Origin of the sequence: Mycolicibacter heraklionensis (assembly GCF_019645815.1) — a bacterium.
Classification (GTDB): Bacteria; Actinomycetota; Actinomycetes; order Mycobacteriales; family Mycobacteriaceae; genus Mycobacterium; species Mycobacterium heraklionense.
The window spans coordinates 4,478,775-4,500,080 of the sequence record NZ_CP080997.1 but is presented as its reverse complement, the minus strand read 5'-3'; the positions used below and the strand labels follow the sequence as shown (position 1 = coordinate 4,500,080).

21 protein-coding genes are annotated in these 21,306 nt (G+C 68.6%); 15 read left to right on the top strand and 6 right to left on the bottom strand.

From position 1 onward, the window contains the following. The first annotated feature begins 60 nt into the window (after positions 1–60). Entirely contained in the window at positions 61–915 is an 855-nt protein-coding gene (locus K3U94_RS21280; RefSeq protein ID WP_220694931.1) for an SCO6745 family protein, read from the top strand. 6 nt (positions 916–921) lie between these two features. Here the strand turns inward: K3U94_RS21280 and K3U94_RS21275 are convergent, their stop codons facing one another. From K3U94_RS21275 to K3U94_RS21265, 3 genes are read right to left on the bottom strand one after another with little or no spacing between them, the layout of a single operon-like run. Continuing rightward, positions 922–1,938 (bottom strand): zinc-binding dehydrogenase, encoded by a 1,017-nt coding sequence (locus K3U94_RS21275; RefSeq protein ID WP_220694930.1) that lies wholly within the window; start codon positions 1,936–1,938, stop codon positions 922–924. Further along, positions 1,938–3,131 (bottom strand): LLM class flavin-dependent oxidoreductase, encoded by a 1,194-nt coding sequence (locus K3U94_RS21270; protein WP_047319864.1) that lies wholly within the window; start codon positions 3,129–3,131, stop codon positions 1,938–1,940. Before K3U94_RS21270 ends, K3U94_RS21275 begins: the two co-directional genes overlap by 1 nt. Further along, positions 3,128–4,102, bottom strand: a complete 975-nt coding sequence (locus K3U94_RS21265) for an alpha/beta fold hydrolase (RefSeq protein ID WP_220696898.1) — start codon at positions 4,100–4,102, stop codon at positions 3,128–3,130. The genes K3U94_RS21270 and K3U94_RS21265 overlap by 4 nt, the downstream gene beginning before the upstream one ends. 151 nt (positions 4,103–4,253) lie before the next feature. On the opposite strand from K3U94_RS21265, the gene ftsH reads away from it, so the two are divergent. From ftsH to clpC1, 14 genes are all read left to right on the top strand, one after another. Further along, entirely contained in the window at positions 4,254–6,599 is a 2,346-nt protein-coding gene (ftsH, locus tag K3U94_RS21260) for an ATP-dependent zinc metalloprotease FtsH (RefSeq protein WP_220694929.1), read from the top strand. Positions 6,600–6,615: 16 nt separating this feature from the next. Next, positions 6,616–7,194, top strand: a complete 579-nt coding sequence (gene folE / locus K3U94_RS21255; protein WP_047321625.1) for a GTP cyclohydrolase I FolE — start codon at positions 6,616–6,618, stop codon at positions 7,192–7,194. Continuing rightward, the gene (folP, locus tag K3U94_RS21250) at positions 7,191–8,027 is read left to right on the top strand and encodes a dihydropteroate synthase (protein ID WP_220694928.1); all 837 of its coding nucleotides are present in this window, start codon (positions 7,191–7,193) and stop codon (positions 8,025–8,027) included. The genes folE and folP overlap by 4 nt, the downstream gene beginning before the upstream one ends. Beyond that, on the top strand, positions 8,020–8,409 hold the full coding sequence (folB, locus tag K3U94_RS21245; RefSeq protein WP_047321627.1) for a dihydroneopterin aldolase: 390 nt from the start codon (positions 8,020–8,022) through the stop codon (positions 8,407–8,409). The genes folP and folB overlap by 8 nt, the downstream gene beginning before the upstream one ends. Beyond that, positions 8,406–8,924, top strand: coding sequence for a 2-amino-4-hydroxy-6-hydroxymethyldihydropteridine diphosphokinase (gene folK / locus K3U94_RS21240; protein WP_047321628.1), 519 nt, complete (start codon positions 8,406–8,408; stop codon positions 8,922–8,924). Before folB ends, folK begins: the two co-directional genes overlap by 4 nt. Further along, the gene (locus tag K3U94_RS21235) at positions 8,924–9,409 is read left to right on the top strand and encodes a DUF3180 domain-containing protein (RefSeq protein ID WP_220694927.1); all 486 of its coding nucleotides are present in this window, start codon (positions 8,924–8,926) and stop codon (positions 9,407–9,409) included. The genes folK and K3U94_RS21235 overlap by 1 nt, the downstream gene beginning before the upstream one ends. Before the next feature lie 105 nt (positions 9,410–9,514). Continuing rightward, the gene (locus tag K3U94_RS21230) at positions 9,515–10,864 is read left to right on the top strand and encodes a DUF6779 domain-containing protein (protein ID WP_220694926.1); all 1,350 of its coding nucleotides are present in this window, start codon (positions 9,515–9,517) and stop codon (positions 10,862–10,864) included. Positions 10,865–10,992: 128 nt separating this feature from the next. Then, the gene (locus K3U94_RS21225) at positions 10,993–11,895 is read left to right on the top strand and encodes a Rossmann-like and DUF2520 domain-containing protein (RefSeq protein WP_220694925.1); all 903 of its coding nucleotides are present in this window, start codon (positions 10,993–10,995) and stop codon (positions 11,893–11,895) included. Beyond that, positions 11,892–12,854 (top strand): pantoate--beta-alanine ligase, encoded by a 963-nt coding sequence (gene panC, locus K3U94_RS21220; protein WP_220694924.1) that lies wholly within the window; start codon positions 11,892–11,894, stop codon positions 12,852–12,854. Before K3U94_RS21225 ends, panC begins: the two co-directional genes overlap by 4 nt. Beyond that, entirely contained in the window at positions 12,854–13,270 is a 417-nt protein-coding gene (panD, locus tag K3U94_RS21215; RefSeq protein ID WP_047320663.1) for an aspartate 1-decarboxylase, read from the top strand. Before panC ends, panD begins: the two co-directional genes overlap by 1 nt. 2 nt (positions 13,271–13,272) lie before the next feature. Continuing rightward, positions 13,273–14,085 (top strand): type III pantothenate kinase, encoded by an 813-nt coding sequence (locus tag K3U94_RS21210; protein ID WP_220694923.1) that lies wholly within the window; start codon positions 13,273–13,275, stop codon positions 14,083–14,085. Positions 14,086–14,136: 51 nt separating this feature from the next. Beyond that, positions 14,137–15,660, top strand: coding sequence for a lysine--tRNA ligase (gene lysS, locus K3U94_RS21205; protein WP_220694922.1), 1,524 nt, complete (start codon positions 14,137–14,139; stop codon positions 15,658–15,660). A 116-nt stretch (positions 15,661–15,776) separates the two neighbouring features. Next, on the top strand, positions 15,777–16,112 hold the full coding sequence (lsr2, locus tag K3U94_RS21200) for a histone-like nucleoid-structuring protein Lsr2 (RefSeq protein ID WP_024442366.1): 336 nt from the start codon (positions 15,777–15,779) through the stop codon (positions 16,110–16,112). A gap of 261 nt (positions 16,113–16,373) precedes the next feature. Then, the gene (clpC1, locus tag K3U94_RS21195) at positions 16,374–18,893 is read left to right on the top strand and encodes an ATP-dependent protease ATP-binding subunit ClpC (protein WP_047320666.1); all 2,520 of its coding nucleotides are present in this window, start codon (positions 16,374–16,376) and stop codon (positions 18,891–18,893) included. Between the two features lie 67 nt (positions 18,894–18,960). Here the strand turns inward: clpC1 and K3U94_RS21190 are convergent, their stop codons facing one another. Genes K3U94_RS21190 through mhuD form a run of 3 tightly spaced genes read right to left on the bottom strand, consistent with a single transcriptional unit; the run spans position 18,961 to position 21,287 of the window. Continuing rightward, positions 18,961–19,614 carry a dihydrofolate reductase family protein gene (locus K3U94_RS21190; RefSeq protein ID WP_220694921.1) on the bottom strand — a complete coding sequence of 218 codons (654 nt, stop codon included), beginning with the start codon at positions 19,612–19,614 and terminating at the stop codon, positions 18,961–18,963. A 16-nt stretch (positions 19,615–19,630) separates the two neighbouring features. After that, on the bottom strand, positions 19,631–20,965 hold the full coding sequence (locus K3U94_RS21185) for a serine hydrolase (protein ID WP_220694920.1): 1,335 nt from the start codon (positions 20,963–20,965) through the stop codon (positions 19,631–19,633). Positions 20,966–20,969: 4 nt separating this feature from the next. Next, on the bottom strand, positions 20,970–21,287 hold the full coding sequence (mhuD, locus tag K3U94_RS21180) for a mycobilin-forming heme oxygenase MhuD (RefSeq protein WP_047320669.1): 318 nt from the start codon (positions 21,285–21,287) through the stop codon (positions 20,970–20,972). Positions 21,288–21,306 lie beyond the last annotated feature (19 nt).

Genomic DNA, 21,306 nt, shown 5'->3' with positions numbered 1-21,306 from the left:
GCACCCTATCGGAGTCGATGCACGCGCCGGCGGAAAAGACCCGTGCGGCACACTGAGGCGATGACCTCCGCGCCGTCGCGAGCACTGTCCAACGCCATCGAGCCGTTCGCCGGCCAGGTGTACTTCTCCCCGGAGTGTCACCGCGGCTATGCGGCACTGGGCTTCGGTGCCAGCCCCGCCACAACCGGTGGGGTCGAAATGCCGGATGGGCCGGCGTACTTCTGTAGTCGCGGTTCCGCGCTGGGGCAGGCGCCCGGCGAGGTGATCGCCGCGACGTTCGCGGTGTTCAACCCCGCCGTAGTGGTTCCCGCGGTCGGCTACGGCTGGACGTTGACCGATGCGCCGACCATTCGCGCGGCCCGCACCGAAGGTGCGGTAGCGCAGCTGCGCCGGGTCTTGGGTGCGGCTCCCGATGGCGTCGGGCGTGCGGTGGAACTGCTGCGCCGCGCCGCTGATGGCCTCTCGGTGGCGGGCAAGCCGCTGTTCGCGGGGGTGGTGGCCGACGGACTGGCGGGCGAGCCGCTGACCGATGCCTGGCTGCTGGCTGACCGGCTTCGTGAATTCCGCGGCGACGCGCACGTGAACGCCTGGGTTGCAGCGGGATTCGACGCCGTTGAGATCGGCCTGATCACCGAGCTCTACCGCGGATTCCCGCCGCGTACCTACGTCCGCAGCAGGGCTTGGAGCGACGACGAGCTCACGGCCGGCGAGGCCCGGCTGGCGCAGCGGGATCTGGCGCGTGACGGTGTGCTCAGCGATGCCGGGCGTGCCGCTCGCGAGGCGATCGAGACGGCGACGGATGCGGCGTGCGCGCCGGTCGTCGCCAACCTCGGCGACGACCTGGGCGAGTTGGTTGAGCTGGTCGGCGGCTGGTCGAAACAGCTGCTCGACGCCGGTGCCTTTCCTAAGGCGTGACCAGCTCTAGGGCGTTACCAGGATCTTGCAGTGCCGGTCGGGGTCGGCCAGGTCATCGAATGCCGCACCCACCCGGTCGAGTCCGACCTCGCCGGTGATCAACGGCGCCACATCGATCTGCCCCTCGGCGATGGCCCGCAGTGACGCGGCGAACTCCGCCGGTTCGTAGGCCAACACGAACTGCACGCTGATCTCTTTGGCGATGCCGTAGAACGGGTGCACCGTGTCGGACTCCATGCACACCCCGGCGACCACCAGCCGGCTGCCGACCGGCGCTCGCCGCAGCACGTCGTCGATGATGCCGGGCACGCCGACCGCCTCGAAGATCACCTTCGGGGTGATGGTGTCGAACGGTGATCCCTGCGCCGGGTCGAGGGTGCGCTGCGCACCCATCGTCGTCGCCAGTTCTCGCCGGGCAGAGGAATAGTCAGCGGCCACAATGTCTTCCACACCCATGGTGCGTAAGGCGGCGATGATCGCCATCCCGATCGGTCCGCAGCCCAACACCAGCGCCGTCTCGCCCGGCGTGACGCCGGACTTGTTGACCGCGTGCAGGCCCACCGCCATCGGTTCGGTCAGTGCGGCGTGGCGGGGGTCCATCCCGTTCGGGATCGGCAGCAGCAGCGGAGCCGACAACAGCATCTTCTCGGCATAGCCGCCTACCGTGGTGTTGGAGTAGACGATCGGTTCAATACCCTTGGCGGCCAACAGAACTGGAATGGAGGTGACGGGCGTTCCGGCGGGAAAGGTGTCGGTGCCGGGACCGGCTTCGAGCACTTTCGCGCTGAACTCGTGACCCATGAAGATGTCGGCGCCCAGATCGACGGATGCCCGGGAGGACGGGCTGCCGGACATCGCGTGCGTCGCGGCCAGCACCTGCTCGCCGTGCGAGGCGAAATGCAGGTCGGATCCGCAGATGCCGCAGGCGGTCACCTCGACGAGTACCTGGCCCGGACCCGGCGTCGGCTCCGGCACGTCGTCGCGGTAGATCATCCGCCCGTCGCGCAGCACCGCAGCGCGCATCAGTGTGACCCGCCACCGGATTCGGTGACGTGCTCGACCACGGCGTTCTGGATCGCCTGGCCGGCCCGGCCGAACAACGTGTCCCGCATGCCCCGGGCCCATTCGTGTGATGCCCTGGGCGCGGTGAGTTGGCCTTTGAAGTGTGGAATCACCTTGCGGGCCAACAGCTCGTAACTGTGATAGGTGGCCTCCGGTGAGGCCCAGTCATGCCCGAGGAACAGCAGGGTGCCGAATCCTCCGGAGCGCTCCAGCAAGCCGGTGATGTGCTCGATCGCGTCGTCGGGGGTGCCGATACAGCAGCTTCCGGCCGCGGCGTAGGCCTCGACGAACTCGGTCGGTGTCTGCGGTGAACCTTCGACTTCGCTGGCCAGTGGTACGAACCCGGCTGCGCCGAAGTAGTTCGCGAAGTCCTGCAGCCCGTAGGTGCAGTCGGCCACCGCCTGTTCGCGGGTGTCGGCGATGTGCATGATGCTCAGCACCCGCCAGTCGTTGCGGTCGGGTTCGTCGCGGCCGGCTTTGGCGGCCTGATCGCGCACCACGTCCCAGGTGTTCTCCAGCGCGGCGAACCCGCCCGGCACCGACATCGACAGCGACAGCAATGAGGTGCCCAGCGCGCCGGCCAACCGCGGTCCGGACGGCGAAATCATCGCGGCTGCAGAGACTTCCGGATACGGCCAGGTGTAGGGGCGAATGTGCAGGGCGGCGTCGCGCAGGGTGAACCAGTCCGAACGCCGGGTGATCAATTCGCCCGGCTCAGCCCGGAACAGCGCCAGGATCGCCTCCAAGGACTCCTGCATCATCCGGCGCTGCTCGACGGGATCGATGCCCATCATGTAGGCGTCGGTGGGCAGAGCGCCCGGTCCGGCACCGAACATCACCCGCCCGCGCGTCAGGTGATCCAGCAGCACCCAACGGTCGGCCACCATCAACGGGTGGTGGTAGGGCAGCGAAACCACGCCGGTGCCCAGCCGGATGTGTTTGGTGCGTTCGGCAGCCGCCGCGATGAACACCTCGGGGCACGCGATCAGCTCGTAGCCACCCGAATGGTGCTCGCCGAACCAGGCTTCGTCGAAGCCCAGCCGATCCAGCGCGACGACGCGCTCCAGGTCGTATTCCAACGCGACTGTGGGGGATTGGCCCAGCGCGTGGAACGGGGTGATGAAGACCCCGAAGCGCAGGGGCCGGGCCGTCACGATGCCGCTCCGGTCGGCAGGCCCGCCAGGAATTCCAGCAGTACCGCGTTGACCTCATCGGGCCGCTCCTGTTGCAGCCAGTGGCCGGCGCCGTCGATGATCACCTCGCGGTAGGGACCGGTCACCAGCTCGGCTGCTCGGTCGCGGCGGGTGAAAGCCAGCACCGGATCGGCGGATCCGGCGATGAACAGGGTGGGCACGTCGATGGTGGCGGCGGCTGGATTGGTCATGATCTCCCAGTTCCTGTCGAGGTTGCGGTACCAGTTCAGCCCGCCGGTGAACCCGGTGCGGGTGAACTCGGCGATGTAGTGGTCCAGTTCGTCGGCGCTGATCCAACCCGGACGCGCCGCCGGCTCGGCGAGCCGATCGATGAAGCCCATTGGGCCGGGGGCCGTCATCAGTAATGCCGATTCGCGGTCGGTCGGGCTGAGGCTGCCCATCATCCGGCGCATGGTGCGCGCCGGGTCGGAATCCAATTCCGCGTCGGCGACCCCGGGCTCCTGGAAATAGAGCATGTAGAAAAAGTTCTCGCCGAAGATATTGCGGAACGCCTCCGTCGGAGGCACCTGCGGACGGGGCACGGGCGGCACGCTGAGCCCCACCACGCCGGCCACCCGGTCCGGGTGCAGCTGCGCGGCGCTCCACACCACCGGACCGCCCCAGTCGTGGCCGACCCAGATCGCACTCTGGGCGCCGACGTCGTCCAACAGGCCGACCAGATCTCCGGTGAGCGCTGCGATGTCGTAGGCCCCGACCTCGTCCGGTCGCGACGAGCCGCCGTAGCCGCGCTGGTCGGGGGCCAGCACGTGGAAGCCCGCGTCGGCCAGCGCCGGGATCTGATGTCGCCACGAGAAGGCCAATTCCGGGAATCCGTGCGCCAGCAGCACCACCGGGGCCCCGCGCTCGCCCGCTTCGGTGACTCGCAGGGTCACGCCGTTGGTGTCGACGAATCGTTGAGTTGCTCGTTCGATTGCGGGAGCCACCGTCACACCAAAGCACAACCGGGCCGGGATGGAACAGGGTTCCCGAGTCCGGCCAGGCCTGTTTGCCACCGGGGACGGTAGCCTGAACATGCCCAGCTGCATGTATTGGAAGGATTTGGCCGCGCCCGGCCGATGTCTGATGAATCGCAAAAACGTGATCCGCACCGTCACCGCGATAGCAGTGGTGTTGCTGCTCGGTTGGTCGTTCTTCTATTTCAGCGACGACACCCGCGGATACAAGCCGGTCGACACCTCGGTGGCGGTGGCCCAGATCCACAGCGGCAACGTCAAGAGCGCCCAGCTCGACGACCGCGAGCAACAGCTGCGTCTGGTGCTGAAGACCCCGCTCACCAGCGTCGAGGTCACCGACAAAGCCGGCCAGTCGGGCAAAGCCGAGAAGTCCGCCCGGGCCGAGCAGGTCGACAAGCTGATCACCAAGTACCCGACCGGGTACGCGGTGCCGCTCTACACCGCGTTGACCGCCAAGAAGGCCGAGATCAACACCGTGGTGAACCAGGGCAGCCTGCTGGGGTCACTGCTGATCTACATGTTGCCGATGTTGCTGCTGATCGGGTTGTTCGTGATGTTCTCCCGAATGCAGGGCGGCGCCCGGATGGGCTTCGGCTTCGGCAAATCGCGAGCCAAACAGCTGGGCAAGGACATGCCCAAGACCACCTTCGCCGACGTCGCCGGCGTGGATGAGGCGGTCGAGGAGCTCTACGAGATCAAGGACTTCCTGCAGAACCCGGGCCGCTACCAGGCGCTGGGCGCCAAGATCCCCAAAGGTGTCCTGCTCTACGGCCCGCCCGGCACCGGCAAGACGCTGCTGGCCCGCGCGGTCGCCGGTGAGGCGGGCGTGCCCTTCTTCACCATCTCCGGCTCGGACTTCGTGGAGATGTTCGTCGGAGTCGGCGCATCCCGGGTGCGGGACCTGTTCGAGCAGGCCAAACAGAACAGCCCGTGCATCGTGTTCGTCGACGAGATCGACGCGGTCGGTCGCCAGCGCGGCGCCGGGCTGGGTGGCGGGCACGACGAGCGTGAGCAGACGCTCAACCAGTTGCTGGTGGAGATGGACGGGTTCGGCGAGCGGGCCGGGGTCATCCTGATCGCGGCCACCAACCGGCCCGACATCCTCGACCCCGCACTGCTGCGCCCCGGCCGGTTCGACCGGCAGATCCCGGTGACCAACCCCGACATCGCGGGGCGGCGTGCGGTGCTGCGGGTGCACTCCAAGGGCAAGCCCATCGCACCCGACGCCGACCTGGACGGGTTGGCCAAGCGCACCGTCGGTATGTCCGGCGCCGACCTGGCCAACGTGATCAACGAGGCGGCGCTGCTGACCGCGCGCGAGAACGGCACCGTGATCACCGGCGCGGCACTGGAAGAAGCGGTGGACCGGGTGATCGGTGGTCCGCGCCGCAAGAGCCGGATCATCAGCGAGCACGAGAAGAAGATCACCGCCTACCACGAGGGCGGCCACACCCTGGCGGCGTGGGCGATGCCCGACATCGACCCCGTCTACAAGGTCACCATCCTGGCCCGCGGCCGTACCGGCGGGCACGCGGTGGCGGTGCCCGAAGAGGACAAGGGGCTGCGCACCCGCTCGGAGATGATCGCCCAGCTGGTGTTCGCCATGGGCGGGCGCGCCGCCGAGGAACTGGTGTTCCGTGAGCCGACCACCGGCGCGGTCTCCGACATCGAGAAGGCCACCGCGGTCGCGCGCGCCATGGTCACCGAGTACGGCATGAGCGCCAAGCTTGGCGCGGTCCGCTACGGCAGCGACCACGGCGACCCGTTCGTCGGGCGGGCGATGGGTAAGCAGCCCGACTACTCCCACGAAGTGGCCCGCGACATCGACGACGAAGTGCGCAAGCTGATCGAGGCCGCCCACACCGAGGCTTGGGAGATCCTGACCGAATACCGCGACGTCCTGGACGTGCTGGCCGGCGAGCTGCTGGAGAAGGAGACGCTGCACCGCGCCGACCTGGAGAAGATCTTCGGCGACGTGACCAAGCGGCCCCGGCTGACCGCGTTCGACGACTTCGGCGGGCGGGTCCCGTCGGACAAGCCGCCGATCAAGACCCCCGGTGAGCTGGCCATCGAGCGGGGCGAGCCGTGGCCGCAGCCGAAGCCGGAACCGGCGTTCAAGGCCGCCATCGCTCAGGCGTCTCGGGACGCGGCGGCCAGGGCGGGCGAATCCGGACCCAACGGCAGCAACGGCGTGCCCGCGGGCGACGCGCCGGGTACCCAACCCGACTATGGCGCCCCGGCGGGCTGGCACGCCCCCGGCTGGCCGCCCTCGCCGCAGCAGTCGCAGCCCCCGCAGCAGGGCGGCTACTGGTATCCGCCCCAGCACTGGCCGCCCAGCGGTTACCCGCCCGCCCACCCGCCCGCTCAGCACTACCCGCCCTATCAGCAGCCCTACCCCGGTGCGGGTCAGCCGCCGCCACCGTCCGGTGAGAGCGAGCAGCCGTCCGGTGACTGAGAAAGCGGGGTCGACGATGACGTCGGCAATTTTCGATCAGGCGCGCGCGGAGGCGGCCGTTCGCGAGCTGCTGTTCGCGGTGGGCGAAGACCCGGACCGGCCGGGTCTGATGGATACCCCGGCTCGGGTCGCGCGGGCCTATCACGAGATGTTCGCCGGGCTCTACACCGACCCGGACGCGGTGCTGGAGACCACCTTCGACGAGCAACACGAAGAGCTGGTGATCGTCAAGGAGATCCCGCTCTACTCGACCTGCGAGCACCACCTGGTGGCCTTTCACGGTGTCGCGCACGTCGGGTACATCCCCGGCTACGACGGCCGGATCACCGGTCTGTCCAAGCTGGCGCGGGTGGTCGACCTCTACGCGAAGCGGCCGCAGGTGCAGGAGCGACTGACCGCGCAGGTCGCCGACGCCCTGATGCGCAAACTCAACCCGCGCGGAGTCATCGTGGTGGTCGAGGCGGAGCACCTCTGCATGGCGATGCGGGGAGTGCGCAAGCCCGGTGCGATCACCACCACGTCGGCGGTCCGCGGGCAGTTCAAAACCGACAGCACGTCGCGCGCTGAGGCCCTGGAACTCATTCGGCGCAAGTGAGCCCGAGACGCGTGCAGGTCGTCGGGGTGGTCAACGTCACCGCCGATTCGTTCTCCGACGGCGGGCGCTACCTCAACGCCGACCGCGCCGTTGAGCACGGACTGGAGCTGGCCGGCCAGGGCGCGGCGATCATCGACGTCGGGGGCGAGTCGACCCGGCCCGGCGCGGTGCGAGCCGATCCGCGGGCAGAGGCGCAACGGGTCATTCCGGTGGTGAAAGAACTTGCCGGCCAAGGTATTACCGTCAGCATCGACACAATGAACGCCGCCGTCGCCGAAGCCGCGCTGAACGCCGGTGCCACGATCGTCAACGACGTGTCCGGGGGAGCGGCCGACCCCGCCATGGCGCCACTGTTGGCCTCATCGGGCGCCCGGTGGGTGCTGATGCACTGGCGGCCGGTCGACCCCGGCAACCCGCATCGGGTGCCGTGCTACCGCGACGTCGCCGCCGAGGTCCGCCAGGATCTGCTTGCCGCAGTCGACACGGCTGTGGCCGCCGGCGTGGACCCGGCGCAGTTGATCGTCGACCCCGGCCTGGGCTTCGCCAAAACCGCGCAACACAATTGGGCCCTGCTACATGGGTTGCCGCAATTGGTCGAGCTCGGCCTACCGGTTCTGGTCGGCGCCTCACGCAAGCGATTTCTCGGTACGCTGCTGGCCGGCGAGGACGGCACACCGCGACCGCCCGACGAGCGCGAAACGGCCACCGCGGTGATCTCGGCGTTGTCCGGCCTGCACGGCGCCTGGGGGGTGCGCGTGCACGACGTGCGGGCCTCGGTCGACGCGCTGCGGGTCCTGGAAGCCTGGAGCCAAGGAGGCGCGAGCAGTGACTGATCGGATCGAGTTGCGCGGCTTGAAGGTTCGCGGCAACCACGGTGTGTTCGCCCATGAGCGTGCCGACGGACAGGACTTCGTCGTCGACATCACGGTCTGGATGGACCTCGCCGTCGCGGCGGCCAGCGACAACCTGGCCGACACCTACGACTACGGAGTGCTCGCGCAGCGCGCCGCGACCATCGTCGCCGGTCCGGCTCGCGACCTCATCGAGACCGTCGCCGCCGAGATCGCCGACGAGGTGATCGGCGACGCGCGGGTGCAGGCCGTGGAGGTGACGCTGCACAAGCCGCACGCCCCGATCCCGCTCACCTTCGCCGACGTCGCGGTGGTGGCCCGGCGCTCACGCAGCGACCGGCGCGGCAAGGTGGTGCCGTTGTGACTCGTGCGGTGCTTTCCATCGGGTCCAACCTGGGGGACCGGTTGGCCCTACTGCAGTCGGCGGTCGACGGCCTGGGCTGCGCGGTGCGCGCGGCGTCGGGGGTGTACGAGACGCAGGCGTGGGGCGGAGTCGAGCAGGGGCCCTTCCTCAACGCGGTGCTGATCGTCGACGATCCGGCCGCCGACGGACACGGCTGGCTGCGCCGGGCGCACGAACTGGAGCAGGCGGCCGAGCGGGTGCGCGCGCAACGTTGGGGGCCGCGAACCCTCGATGTCGACGTGATCAGCTGCCACGACCCCGACGGGACGGAAGTGCTGTCCCACGACGACGAGCTGACCCTGCCCCATCCCCGGGCCCAGCTGCGGGCGTTCGTCCTGGTGCCCTGGCTGTCGGTGGACCCGGAGGCCCGATTGACCGTGGGTGACCGACCGCGTGCGGTGACGGAACTGCTCGACGAGCTGGATCCGGCAGAGCGCGCCGGGGTGTCGCTGACCGACCTGGTGCTGCAGCTCTGATGGGCCCGACTCGCAAACGCGACGTGACCGCCGCGGCCGCCGCCGTCGCAATCATCAGTTACCTGGCGGTCCCGTTGCTGTACCGGTGGTTCCCGCCGATCACCGTGTGGACCGGGATATCGCTGCTGGCGGTCGCGATCGCCGAGGTGGCCTGGGGCCGCTACGTCGGCGCGAAGATCGACGACGGCCAGATCGGTGCCGGCGCCGGCCGGCTGCATCCGATTGCGGTGGCCCGCACCGTGGTGGTCGCCAAGGCGTCGGCCTGGATGGGGTCGCTGGTGCTGGGCTTCTGGCTGGGTGTGCTCGGCTATCTGCTGCCGCGCCGGTCCACGCTGCAGGTCGCGGCCCAGGACACCGGCGGAGCGGTGGTCGCGGCGGCCAGCGCGCTGGCGCTGCTCATCGCCGCGCTGTGGCTGCAGAATCGCTGCAAGTCGCCGCACGATCCGGGCCCGCCCACCGAGCTGACCGGAAATCAACCCGGGTAAGAATCGCCGGAGCGGGGCGACACGCGGATTGTCCTCGTGCAGGTACAGTCGGGCAATGCGCGCCTGCAACGATGCGCCGCCGAGCGACGAGGTGGAGCGGCGCAGATGAATTCGGTCCTGTCCCGCGCCCCGGGTCGGCGTGGAGGTCGCAGGCCGGGCTGGACATTGATGACGGCGTTGCTGATCCTTGCGATCGCCGCGAGCTCGGCACTGGTGTTCACCAGCCGGGTGGAGCTGCTGAAGCTGGCGGTCATCATCGCGCTGTGGGCGGCGGTCGCGGCGGCTTTCGTGTCGGTGATCTATCGGCGGCAAAGCGATGTGGACCAGGCCCGGGCCCGGGACCTGAAATTGGTTTACGACCTGCAACTGGATCGGGAGATTTCCGCGCGGCGCGAGTACGAGCTGACGGTGGAGTCCCAGCTGCGCCGCGAGCTCGCCTCCGAACTGCGGGCGCAGGCCGCGGACGAGGTCGCGGCGTTGCGATCCGAGTTGGCCGCGTTGCGCACCAACCTGGAGATTCTCTTCGACGCCGACTTGAGTCACCGGCCGGCACTCGAGCCGGAGCGCGCCCCGGTCCGTGCCTACAGCGACTGGGCGCGCTCTGGCGGAGAATCCGCCACCGGCGCCACCCGGGTCGCGTCGTCGGCCACCCCGATCTACCCGCCGGACTCGGTCACCCAGACCGCGGAGAACCCGATCATCGACGTTCCGGAGGTGCGGATTCCCGCCGCCGGGAACCCCACGTCCCAGGCTCCGCAGACGCCGCGGGCGCCGCACGGGGAGGGCCGCCGCGGCTCGCATCGCCGCAGCGCCGACGAGTCACCGTGGCGGGCCCCCGACGAGACCCCGCCACCGCAACCGGCCGCTGCCCGTTGGTCGCAGCCGCCGCAGCCCTTCATCGCCCCCGAACCCCGCCGCGAGCCGGAACCGCCGCCGCCGCCGGCCCCGGCTCCTTCCCGGCCTACGACGCCGACCCCGTCGTGGAAACCCGTTGGCGCCGAAGGGGAATGGCTGCCGCCGGGCGCGCCCGGCAGCAACTGGTCCGCGGATGTTCCGGCGGACACCGGCCGCCATGGTGCGCCCGAGCGCAGCGCCGAAGCGCCGAGCCGGCACGGCCGCCACGCAGATTCCACCGAATCCGTCGCTGCTGCGGTGAACGGCGTCGAGCCGGCACGCCAGGAGGGCGAGGGGCGCCGCCGGGCACGCTCCCGGCATGCGGCGGAATCGGCCGGCAACCATGCCCGGCCGGCCCAGGCCGAACCCGCGCCCCCGGTGGCCGAGCCGCAGGCGGGCGAGCCGGCCGCCGCCGCCCACGCACCCTCGGCCCGCCATTCCGCCGGCGCCGACGGGAGCGAGCAGGGCCCCAGCACCGGCGGTCAGTCGGTGGCCGACCTGTTGGCCCGGCTGCAGCCCACCACCGGCGAAGGCCGCCGACGCCGACGCCGCGAGGACTGATCCGCGGTCAACTGCGACCAACGTCACTCGCAGCGCCGGGACCGATCGGGATAGACTCTCCCGCGACCGTCCGGTACCCGCAGCGCGGGACTGGAACGAATACCAAGAGAACCTGTGAGGTCGTCTGCATGGCGCAGTTCGACGGACTGCGGCCCGCCCGGCTCAAGGTCGGCGTCATTTCGGCTGGCCGCGTCGGCACCGCACTCGGTGTTGCGCTGGAGCGCGCCGAGCATGTCGTGGTGGCGTGCAGTGCGATCTCCGAGGAGTCGCGGCAGCGCGCCCAGCGTCTGCTGCCCGACAGCCTGGTGCTGCCGACGCCCGATGTCGCCGCCGACGCTGAATTGCTGCTGCTCGCCGTGCCCGACACCGAACTGGCCGGCATCGTGTCGGGTCTGGCCGCCACGGGCGCGGTGCGCGCCGGCACGATCGTGGTGCACACCTCCGGGGCCACCGGGATCAGCGTGCTGGCGCCGTTGACCGAGCAGGGTTGTCTGCCGCTGGCCATCCATCCCGCGATGACCTTCACCGGCTCGGATGAGGACATCGACCGGTTATCGGAGAGCTGCTTCGGTATCACCGCCGCCGATGAGATCGGCTATGCCGTCGCCGAGGCGCTGACGTGCGAGATCGGCGCCGCGCCGTTCCGGGTCGAGGAGTCCGCCCGCACCCTCTACCACGCCGCGCTCTGCCACGGCGGAAACCACGTGGTCACCGTGATCGATGACGCGCTGGCGGCGTTGCGGGCGGCGTTGCCGGGACGGGTCGGGTCGGCCGTGGCCGATGACCCCGACGGTATCGCCGAGCGGGTGCTCGGACCGCTGGTGCGCGCCGCGCTGGCCAATACCCTGCGTGACGGCCGGGCCGCGCTGACCGGGCCGGTGGCCCGCGGAGACTCGGACACCCTGGCCCGGCACCTGGGGGCGCTGGCCGACGTGGACCCAGACCTGGCCGAGGCCTATCGCACCAACGCACTGCGCACCGCGCACCGTGCCGGTGCCGCCAATGACGTGTTGGAGGTGCTGGCTCGATGAGCTCGAACACGGCCCGGGGTCCGCAGCCCACCTTCACGGCCGGTGCGCTCAACGTCTACGAGCGCCCGGACGATGTCGCGCGCGTCAGCCGCGCGCTGCGGTCGACCGGTCGCCGGGTGATGCTGGTGCCGACCATGGGTGCCCTGCACGAGGGTCACCTGTCGCTGGTTCGTGCGGCGCAGCGGGTGCCCGGTTCGGTGGTAGCGGTGTCGATCTTCGTCAACCCGCTGCAGTTCGGCGCCGGTGAAGACCTCGATGCCTATCCGCGCACTCTGGACGACGACCTGGCTGCGCTGCGTGCCGCAGGGGTCGACCTGGTTTTCACACCGACTGCCGCGGCGATGTACCCGCACGGCCCGCGGACCGCCGTGCACGCCGGTCCGCTGGGAGCCGAACTCGAGGGCGCCGCGCGCCCGACCCACTTCGCGGGCATGCTCACCGTGGTCGCCAAATTGTTGTCGATCGTGAGCCCCGACCGGGTGTTCTTGGGCGAGAAGGACTATCAGCAGTTGGTGTTGGTGCGCCAAATGGTCGCCGACCTCAACCTCGACGTCACCGTGGTGGGCGTGCCCACCGTGCGGGAATCCGACGGCCTGGCGATGTCGTCGCGCAACCGCTACCTCGACTCCGCGCAGCGCGAAGCCGCGACGGCCCTGTCGGCCGCCCTGGCCGCCGGTGAGCGCGCGGCCGCGGCCGGCGCGCAGGCGGCGCTGGACGCCGCCGCCGCGGTGCTGTCCGCGGCGCCCGCCGTCGATGTCGACTACCTGCAGGTGCGGGGTGTCGATCTCGGCCCGGCGCCCGCCGATGGGCCCGCGCGGCTGCTGATCGCCGCCCGCGTCGGTGCGACCCGACTGCTCGACAATGCCGCGATCACACTCGGACTTCCCATCGACGCCGACGTGGCTTTGGCCGGTTCGGAGGCCGGTTCAGACCGATATCACGCAACCCGGAGGAATTGATGTTTCGGACGATGCTCAAGTCGAAGATTCACCGTGCCACGGTCACTCACGCGGACCTGCACTATGTCGGCTCGGTGACCATCGACGCCGACCTGATGGAGGCCGCCGACCTGCTCGAAGGCGAGCAGGTCACGATCGTCGACATCGACAACGGTGCTCGGTTGGTGACCTACGCCATCACCGGGGAGCGGGGCAGCGGTGTCATCGGAATCAACGGTGCGGCAGCGCATCTGGTGCATCCCGGTGACCTGGTGATCCTGATCGCCTACGGCACCATGGACGACGCGGAGGCGCGGCGCTACCAGCCGCGGATCGTGTTCGTCGACTCCGAGAACAAGCAGGTGGACCTCGGCAACGACCCGGCCTTCGTGCCCGACGACGTATCCGACCTGCTCTCACCCCGAAGCGTGCGGTAGCCGTGCTGCTGGCGATCGACGTCCGCAACACCCACACCGTCATCGGCCTGATCGCGGGTTCCGGTGACAATGGAAACGTCGTGCAGCAGTGGCGGATTCGCACCGAAGCGGAGATCACCGCCGACGAGCTGGCGCTGACCCTGGACGGGCTCATCGGCGACGACGGCGAACAGCTCACCGGGGCCGCCGCACTGTCCACCGTGCCGTCGGTGCTGCACGAAGTCCGGCTGATGCTCGACCAGTACTGGCCCTCGGTGCCCGCGGTGCTCATCGAGCCGGGTGTGCGCACCGGGATACCACTGCTGGTGGACAACCCCAAGGAAGTGGGGGCCGACCGGATCGTCAATGGGCTGGCTGCGTTTCACAAGTTCAAGACGGCGGCGATCGTCGTCGACTTCGGTTCGTCGATCTGCGTCGACGTGGTTTCGGCCAAGGGAGAATTCCTGGGCGGCGCCATTGCGCCGGGCCTCCAGATCTCGTCGGACGCCGCCGCAGCTCGCTCCGCCGGCCTGCGCCGGGTCGAACTCACCCGGCCGCGCTCGGTGATCGGCAAGAACACCGTCGAATGCATGCAGGCCGGCGCGGTCTACGGGTTCGCCGGTCTGGTCGACGGCCTGGTTCGCCGGGTCCGCGAGGAGGCCGCGGGCGCCGGGGACGACGTCACCGTGGTGGCCACCGGGCACTCCGCACCGCTGTTGCTGGCCGATCTGGAGACGGTCGACCATCACGACGCCAACCTCACCCTGGACGGACTGCGGCTGGTGTTCGAACGCAACCGGGACAGCCAACGGGGCAGGCTTCGCCCGGCGCGCTGAGCGCCGCCGGCTTTTCGTTCTGCCGACCCTGTTCCTCTAAGCTGGCGGGTCGTGAGCTCCGCCGATGTATCCCCTGAGACGCAGGACGAATCCGACCTCCCCGAGCAGTTCCGGATCCGCCGCGACAAGCGGGCTCGATTGCTGGCCGAAGGCCGTGATCCCTACCCGGTGGCAGTGGACCGCACCCACACGCTTGCCCAGATCCGGGCCGATTACCCCGATCTGGTCGCCGACACCGCCACCGGCGACGTGGTGGGTGTCGCCGGCCGGGTGGTGTTCGCCCGCAACTCGGGCAAGCTGTGCTTCGCAACCCTGCAGGAGGGCGACGGCACCCAGCTTCAGGTGATGATCAGCCTGGCCAGTGTCGGCGAGCAGGAACTCGAGGCGTGGAAGGCCGACGTGGACCTCGGCGACATTGTCTCCGTCCACGGCGAGGTGATCAGCTCCCGCCGCGGCGAGCTGTCGGTGCTGGCCGACTCCTGGCGGATGGCCTCGAAGTCATTGCGGCCTCTTCCGGTCGCGCACAAGGAGATGAGCGAGGAGTCGCGGGTTCGGCAGCGCTATGTCGACCTGATCGTCCGACCGGAGGCGCGTACGGTGGCGCGTCAACGTATCGCGGTCATTCGCGCGGTGCGTAACGCCTTGGAGCGCCGCGGGTTCCTCGAGGTCGAAACGCCGATGTTGCAGACATTGGCCGGCGGAGCGGCCGCTCGGCCTTTCGTCACCCATTCGAACGCCCTCGACGCGGACCTTTTCCTGAGAATCGCACCAGAACTTTTCCTGAAACGGTGCGTTGTCGGTGGGTTCGACCGGGTCTTCGAACTGAATCGGGTGTTCCGGAATGAAGGCGCGGATTCCACACATTCGCCCGAGTTTTCGATGCTGGAGACCTACCAGGCCTACGGCACCTATGACGACTCGGCGGTGGCCACCCGCGAGATTATTCAAGAGGTCGCCGATGAGGTGATCGGTACCCGGCAACTGCCGCTGCCCGACGGTAGCATCTACGACATTGACGGCGAATGGGCGACGGTCGAAATGTACCCGTCGTTGTCGGCCGCACTCGGCGAGGACATCACACCGGCGACAGCGGTGGCCGACCTGTGGGCGATCGCGGATCGCCTCGGCGTCGAGATACCCAAAGACCGTGGCTTTGGTCACGGCAAACTGGTCGAGGAACTGTGGGAACATGCCGTCGGCCACGCCCTGAGTGCGCCGACTTTCGTCCGGGATTTCCCGGTCGAGACGACGCCGCTGACCCGCCAGCACCGCAGCATTGAGGGCGTCACCGAGAAGTGGGATCTCTATATGCGCGGTGTCGAACTGGCCACCGGCTATTCCGAACTCATCGACCCAGTGGTGCAGCGTGACCGTTTCGCCGCTCAGGCGCGCGCGGCGGCCGCCGGAGATGACGAGGCGATGGCGCTCGACGAGGACTTCCTGGCAGCGATGGAACATGCGATGCCGCCGTGCACAGGTACCGGAATGGGTATCGACCGCCTGTTGATGGTCTTGACGGGTCTATCAATTAGAGACACCGTTTTGTTTCCGATTGTTCGTCGTCACGGCAACTGAACTGCACCGAGGCCTGTTGTGTTGAAGCAGGCGTATTTTTATGGCAGATTAGTCGGCGAGGTCGAATACGGCTTTGCGCACCGATTGCGCGCAGGAAAGCTAACCAAGGGGTACCAATGGCGAAAAAAGTGACCGTCACCTTGATCGATGATTTCGATGGTGAGGGTGCCGCCGACGAAACGGTCGAATTCGGCCTGGACGGGGTGACCTACGAGATCGACCTTTCGAGCAAGAATGCTACGAAACTGCGCGCTGAACTGAAGAAGTGGGCCGACGCGGGCCGTCGGGTGGGAGGCCGTCGGCGTGGACGGTCCGGTGGCGGTCGCCGCGGCACCATCGACCGTGAGCAGAGCGCCGCGATCCGCGAATGGGCCCGCCGTAACGGGCACAATGTGTCCACCCGCGGGCGTATCCCGGCCGACATCATCGACGCATTTCACGCCGCGACCTAAACCCGGCGGTTTAGCGAGCCTCGACGAAGGTTTCGCTTCTGGCGAACCGGATGATCCCTGGGAAACGCATTCGGGGGTTTAGGCGTTGTGCCCTTGCATCCGGTGCCAGGTCCTTCGGGGCCGGCCACCGGGTGGTCGATTCAGTACGCACTGCAAGGCAGGTCACAGCGCGCTGCGTCGCCCACTAGAGTGGACAGCAGGCACGCCGGCCGAGCCGAGGCCGATCAAGTGCCGATCGCGAGGGAGAGCAGGTAGCCACCGATGTTCGAGAGATTTACCGACCGCGCCCGCAGGGTTGTCGTCCTGGCCCAAGAAGAGGCCCGGATGCTCAACCACAACTACATCGGGACCGAGCACATCCTGCTGGGCCTGATCCACGAGGGTGAAGGCGTAGCCGCCAAGTCGCTGGAGTCGCTGGGCATCTCTTTGGAAGGGGTGCGCAGCCAGGTCGAGGAGATCATCGGCCAGGGCCAGCAGGCGCCGTCCGGGCACATCCCGTTCACCCCGCGCGCCAAGAAGGTGCTTGAGCTGAGCCTGCGTGAGGCGCTGCAGCTCGGCCACAACTACATCGGCACCGAGCACATTCTGCTCGGCCTGATCCGTGAGGGTGAGGGCGTCGCCGCCCAGGTGCTGGTCAAGCTGGGTGCTGACCTGACCCGGGTGCGTCAGCAGGTGATTCAGCTGCTGAGCGGCTACCAGGGCAAGGAGACCGCGGAGGCCGGCACCGGCGGACGCGGCGGCGAGTCCGGCTCACCGTCCACCTCGCTGGTGCTCGACCAGTTCGGCCGCAACCTGACCGCGGCCGCCATGGAGGGCAAGCTCGACCCGGTGATCGGCCGGGAGAAGGAAATCGAGCGGGTCATGCAGGTGCTGAGCCGCCGCACCAAGAACAACCCGGTGCTGATCGGTGAGCCCGGCGTCGGCAAGACCGCTGTGGTGGAGGGCCTGGCCCAGGCCATCGTGGCCGGGGAGGTCCCCGAGACGCTGAAGGACAAGCAGCTCTACACCCTGGACCTGGGGTCGCTGGTGGCCGGCAGCCGTTACCGCGGTGACTTCGAGGAGCGCCTGAAGAAGGTCCTCAAGGAGATCAACACCCGCGGCGACATCATCCTGTTCATCGACGAGCTGCACACCCTGGTGGGTGCCGGTGCGGCCGAGGGCGCTATCGACGCGGCCTCGATCCTCAAGCCGAAGCTGGCCCGCGGGGAGCTGCAGACCATCGGCGCCACCACCCTCGACGAGTACCGCAAGTACATCGAGAAGGACGCCGCGCTGGAGCGCCGGTTCCAGCCGGTGCAGGTCGGTGAGCCCACCGTCGAGCACACCATCGAGATCCTCAAGGGCCTGCGGGACCGCTACGAAGCCCACCACCGGGTCTCGATCAGCGACTCGGCGATCGTGGCGGCGGCCACCCTGGCCGACCGCTACATCAACGACCGGTTCCTGCCGGACAAGGCGATCGACCTGATCGACGAGGCCGGTGCCCGGATGCGGATCCGCCGGATGACCGCGCCGCCGGACCTGCGTGAGTTCGACGAGAAGATCGCCGACGCACGTCGCGAGAAGGAGTCCGCGATCGACGCGCAGGACTTCGAGAAGGCGGCCAGCCTGCGGGACCGGGAGAAGCAACTCGTCGCGCAGCGCGCCGAGCGCGAAAAGCAGTGGCGTTCCGGTGATCTGGATGTCGTGGCCGAGGTCGACGACGAGCAGATCGCCGAGGTGCTGGGCAACTGGACCGGCATCCCGGTGTTCAAGCTGACCGAGGCCGAGACCACCCGCCTGCTGCGCATGGAAGACGAGCTGCACAAGCGGATCATCGGCCAGGAGGACGCGGTCAAGGCGGTCAGCAAGGCCATCCGGCGCACCCGCGCCGGGCTGAAGGACCCGAAGCGGCCGTCGGGCTCGTTCATCTTCGCCGGCCCGTCCGGTGTAGGTAAGACCGAGCTGTCCAAGGCGCTGGCCGAGTTCCTGTTCGGCGACGACGACGCGCTCATCCAGATCGACATGGGTGAGTTCCACGACCGGTTCACCGCGTCGCGGCTGTTCGGTGCCCCTCCGGGCTACGTCGGCTACGAAGAGGGTGGTCAGCTGACCGAGAAGGTGCGGCGCAAGCCGTTCTCGGTGGTGCTGTTCGACGAGATCGAGAAGGCCCACGCCGAGATCTACAACAGCCTGTTGCAGGTCCTCGAGGACGGTCGGCTCACCGACGGGCAGGGCCGCACGGTGGACTTCAAGAACTGCGTGTTGATCTTCACCTCCAACCTGGGCACGTCCGACATCTCCAAGGCGGTCGGACTGGGCTTCACCCAGGGCGGCGGGGAGAACAACTACGAGCGGATGAAGCTCAAGGTCAACGACGAGCTCAAGAAGCACTTCCGCCCGGAGTTCCTGAACCGTATCGATGACATCATCGTCTTCCACCAGCTCACCAAGGAAGAGATCATCGAGATGGTCGATCTGATGATCGGCCGGGTGGCCAAGCAGCTCAAGGCCAAGGACATGGACATCGCGTTGACCGACAAGGCCAAGTCGCTGCTGGCCAAGCGCGGCTTCGACCCGGTGTTGGGTGCGCGTCCGCTGCGGCGCACCATCCAGCGCGAGATCGAGGACCAGCTCTCGGAGAAGATCCTGTTCGAAGAGCTGGGTCCTGGTCAGCTGGTCACCGTCGACGTCGACAACTGGGACGGCGAGGGTGCGCACGAGAACGCGGTGTTCACCTTTGCCGGTAGCCCGAAGCCGACGGCGGAGGCTTCCGACCTGGCTAAGGCCGGCGCGGAGTAACTGCTACTGACGCGAAACGGGCGGCACACCTTCACGGGTGCCGCCCGTTTCGCGTCCAGCAGGGCCGTCAGCTGAGACCTCGGCGCCAGAAGAAGTGATGCACCATCCCGCTGGGGCTTGGGATCTGCTCAAGATGGAACCGGTCCACCAGTTCGTCGGGGCTCGTCCACAACCTTTCCCCGCGGCCGAGTTCGGTCGGTGCCACCGCGACATGCATCGTGTCGATGAGATCGGCGTCGAGGAACTCCCGAACCGTGGCCACGCCGCCGCCGATGCGTACGTCCTTGCCGTCAGCTGCAGACAGTGCTCGCGCCAGTGCGTCCTCGGGGGAGGCGTCGAGGAAATGGAATGTGGTGTCGCCCAGTGTGAATGATGGCCGCACGTGGTGGGTGAGGACGAACACCGGTGTGCGAAACGGCGGCTCGTCGCCCCACCACCCTTGCCAATCATAGTCTTCCCACGGCCCGCGCTGCGGGCCGAATTTGTTGCGCCCCATGATCTCTGCGCCGATATTGTTGGCCCAGTCGCGGGTGATGTAGTCATCGAGTCCGAAGCTGCCGCCGGGATCGGTCCGGTTGACCCAGTGCGCGGTGGCGCCTGCCCAGGACATGAAGTCCGCCGGATCGGCGTGACCGAACGGACGCTCGAGGCTTTGCCCTTCTCCGGCGCCGTACCCGTCGCTGGAAATGCTGAAGTTCTGCACACGGACCAGTTGTCGCATGGGGTCCCTTCCTGGGCTAGCGCTGGACGGGTAACAGGCCGAACGCCTGCTTGGCGACCTGCAGCATCCAGCTGCCGACGCTCTTGCCGTGGTCACGCGGCCAATTGAGCTGGAAGCTGACCACCCACGGCTGACCGCCCCGGTCGACGGCGTACCAGCTGAAGGTCAGGTCGCCGGGCAGGCCGCCCGCTTTGGCGCCGATGTAGGGCCAGTCGGTGCGCGGCAGGTCGATGCCGCGAACCGCGGACAGGATCTCGCGGACCGGTGCGGCCTTGTCCACCGCGGCGGCCTGCAGCGCGACGTGCACCCGGCAGATGTCCTCGGCGCTGCCGTACCACTCGGCGCCGTAGGCGGATGCCGGGATGTGCGCTCGGATCGGGTCCGGCTCATACGGCCGGGAGTCGGCCTGCCGCAGCAACTTCGCTCGCTCCTGCGGTGAGCCGTGCTGCCACTGCTCGCGCAGGTCGGGCTTACCCCAGCCCACCGAGAACAGTTCATACATGGTGGGAAACGGAGTCATGCTGGCCGGGTCGTGGTGGCCGGCCGCGGCCAGTGCGCGCTCGACCGCGCGCGTGCCCACCCGGCCGATGAGCAGATCGGTCGCCATGTTGTCGCTGGTTGCGATCATCTTCTCGGCGGCCCTGCGCACCGAGACATGGGCGCCGTCGGGCAGTTCCTCCAGCCCGGATGAGCCGACCGCCTTGGCCCGGTCGGTGATGGTCAGCGGGTCGTCCCAGGACACCGTCCCGGCCTTCACCTCGTTGGCCACTGCCAGCAGCACATACAACTTGAAGATCGATGCCAGCGGCAGGGACTGGGTGGTGTTGGCGCCGGCCACCGGCTTGCAGGCGCCGTGCTCGACGCGCGACGCCTGGTAGGAGTACCGGGCACCGGTCTTGTTCAGCACCGAATCGAGGTCGTGCCAGGAGCGGATGTCCGGTGCCTCGGTGGTCGGTTTGAACAGGTCCACCATGCCGTTGTCGTCAGTGCGGATCCGGATGTCCTGACGAGCACCGAAGGAGGTGGTCAGGTGCAGGGTGGCCGCGCCGGCGCGAATGTCGACGCTGTCGAGGTGGAACGGTCGGTCCCACCACAGCGACTCCATGGTCGCGACCACCTGCTCGACCTTGTCCGGCGCGGCCAGGGTCGCCACCCCGATCGGACCGATCGGCCAATCGGAGTTCAGCATGTCCATGGTCTGCTTGGCGCGCAGACCGGGCGGCGTCTTCGTCGAGATCGTCACGCCGCCCTCGGAACCGGGGTCGCCGGGAGATGCCGGCGAGGGTGCGCAGCCGGCGGCTGCGGCTGCCAGCGTCGCCGTCACTACCCAGGCGGCCAGCGGTCGCCTCATCGGGCTAGCCCTGTGCGGCGGTTCCGGCGACGTCAAGCACGACCTCGAACTCCAGCAACGATGCCCCGGTCGCCACCGGCTTGGCGCGCTGGCCGGCGTGGGCTTCGACGGCGGGTCCCTGCGCCCAGGCCTGGAACGCTTCGTCGGACTCCCAGTGCGTCACCACGAAGTAGCGGTCGTCGCCCTTGACCGGGCGCAGCAGCTGGAAGCCAAGAAAACCGGGCTGATTCTCCACCGCGTGCGCGCGATTTGCGAACCGTTTCTCCAGTTCGGGCCCGGCATCGGCGGGCACCTCGATTGCATTGATCTTCACCACTGACATGGGCCTAGGCTACCGTGCC

Bases quoted from the DNA above. Each gene is read 5' to 3' on its own strand.
- K3U94_RS21280 (WP_220694931.1), top strand. From the start codon at position 61: ATGACCTCCGCGCCGTCGCGAGCACTGTCCAACGCCATCGAGCCGTTC.
- K3U94_RS21275 (WP_220694930.1), bottom strand. From the start codon at position 1,938: ATGCGCGCTGCGGTGCTGCGCGACGGGCGGATGATCTACCGCGACGAC.
- ftsH (WP_220694929.1), top strand. From the start codon at position 4,254: ATGAATCGCAAAAACGTGATCCGCACCGTCACCGCGATAGCAGTGGTG.
- folE (WP_047321625.1), top strand. From the start codon at position 6,616: ATGACGTCGGCAATTTTCGATCAGGCGCGCGCGGAGGCGGCCGTTCGC.
- K3U94_RS21235 (WP_220694927.1), top strand. From the start codon at position 8,924: ATGGGCCCGACTCGCAAACGCGACGTGACCGCCGCGGCCGCCGCCGTC.
- K3U94_RS21230 (WP_220694926.1), top strand. From the start codon at position 9,515: ATGAATTCGGTCCTGTCCCGCGCCCCGGGTCGGCGTGGAGGTCGCAGG.
- K3U94_RS21225 (WP_220694925.1), top strand. From the start codon at position 10,993: ATGGCGCAGTTCGACGGACTGCGGCCCGCCCGGCTCAAGGTCGGCGTC.
- panC (WP_220694924.1), top strand. From the start codon at position 11,892: ATGAGCTCGAACACGGCCCGGGGTCCGCAGCCCACCTTCACGGCCGGT.
- panD (WP_047320663.1), top strand. From the start codon at position 12,854: ATGTTTCGGACGATGCTCAAGTCGAAGATTCACCGTGCCACGGTCACT.
- lsr2 (WP_024442366.1), top strand. From the start codon at position 15,777: ATGGCGAAAAAAGTGACCGTCACCTTGATCGATGATTTCGATGGTGAG.
- clpC1 (WP_047320666.1), top strand. From the start codon at position 16,374: ATGTTCGAGAGATTTACCGACCGCGCCCGCAGGGTTGTCGTCCTGGCC.
- K3U94_RS21190 (WP_220694921.1), bottom strand. From the start codon at position 19,614: ATGCGACAACTGGTCCGTGTGCAGAACTTCAGCATTTCCAGCGACGGG.
- K3U94_RS21185 (WP_220694920.1), bottom strand. From the start codon at position 20,965: ATGAGGCGACCGCTGGCCGCCTGGGTAGTGACGGCGACGCTGGCAGCC.
- mhuD (WP_047320669.1), bottom strand. From the start codon at position 21,287: ATGTCAGTGGTGAAGATCAATGCAATCGAGGTGCCCGCCGATGCCGGG.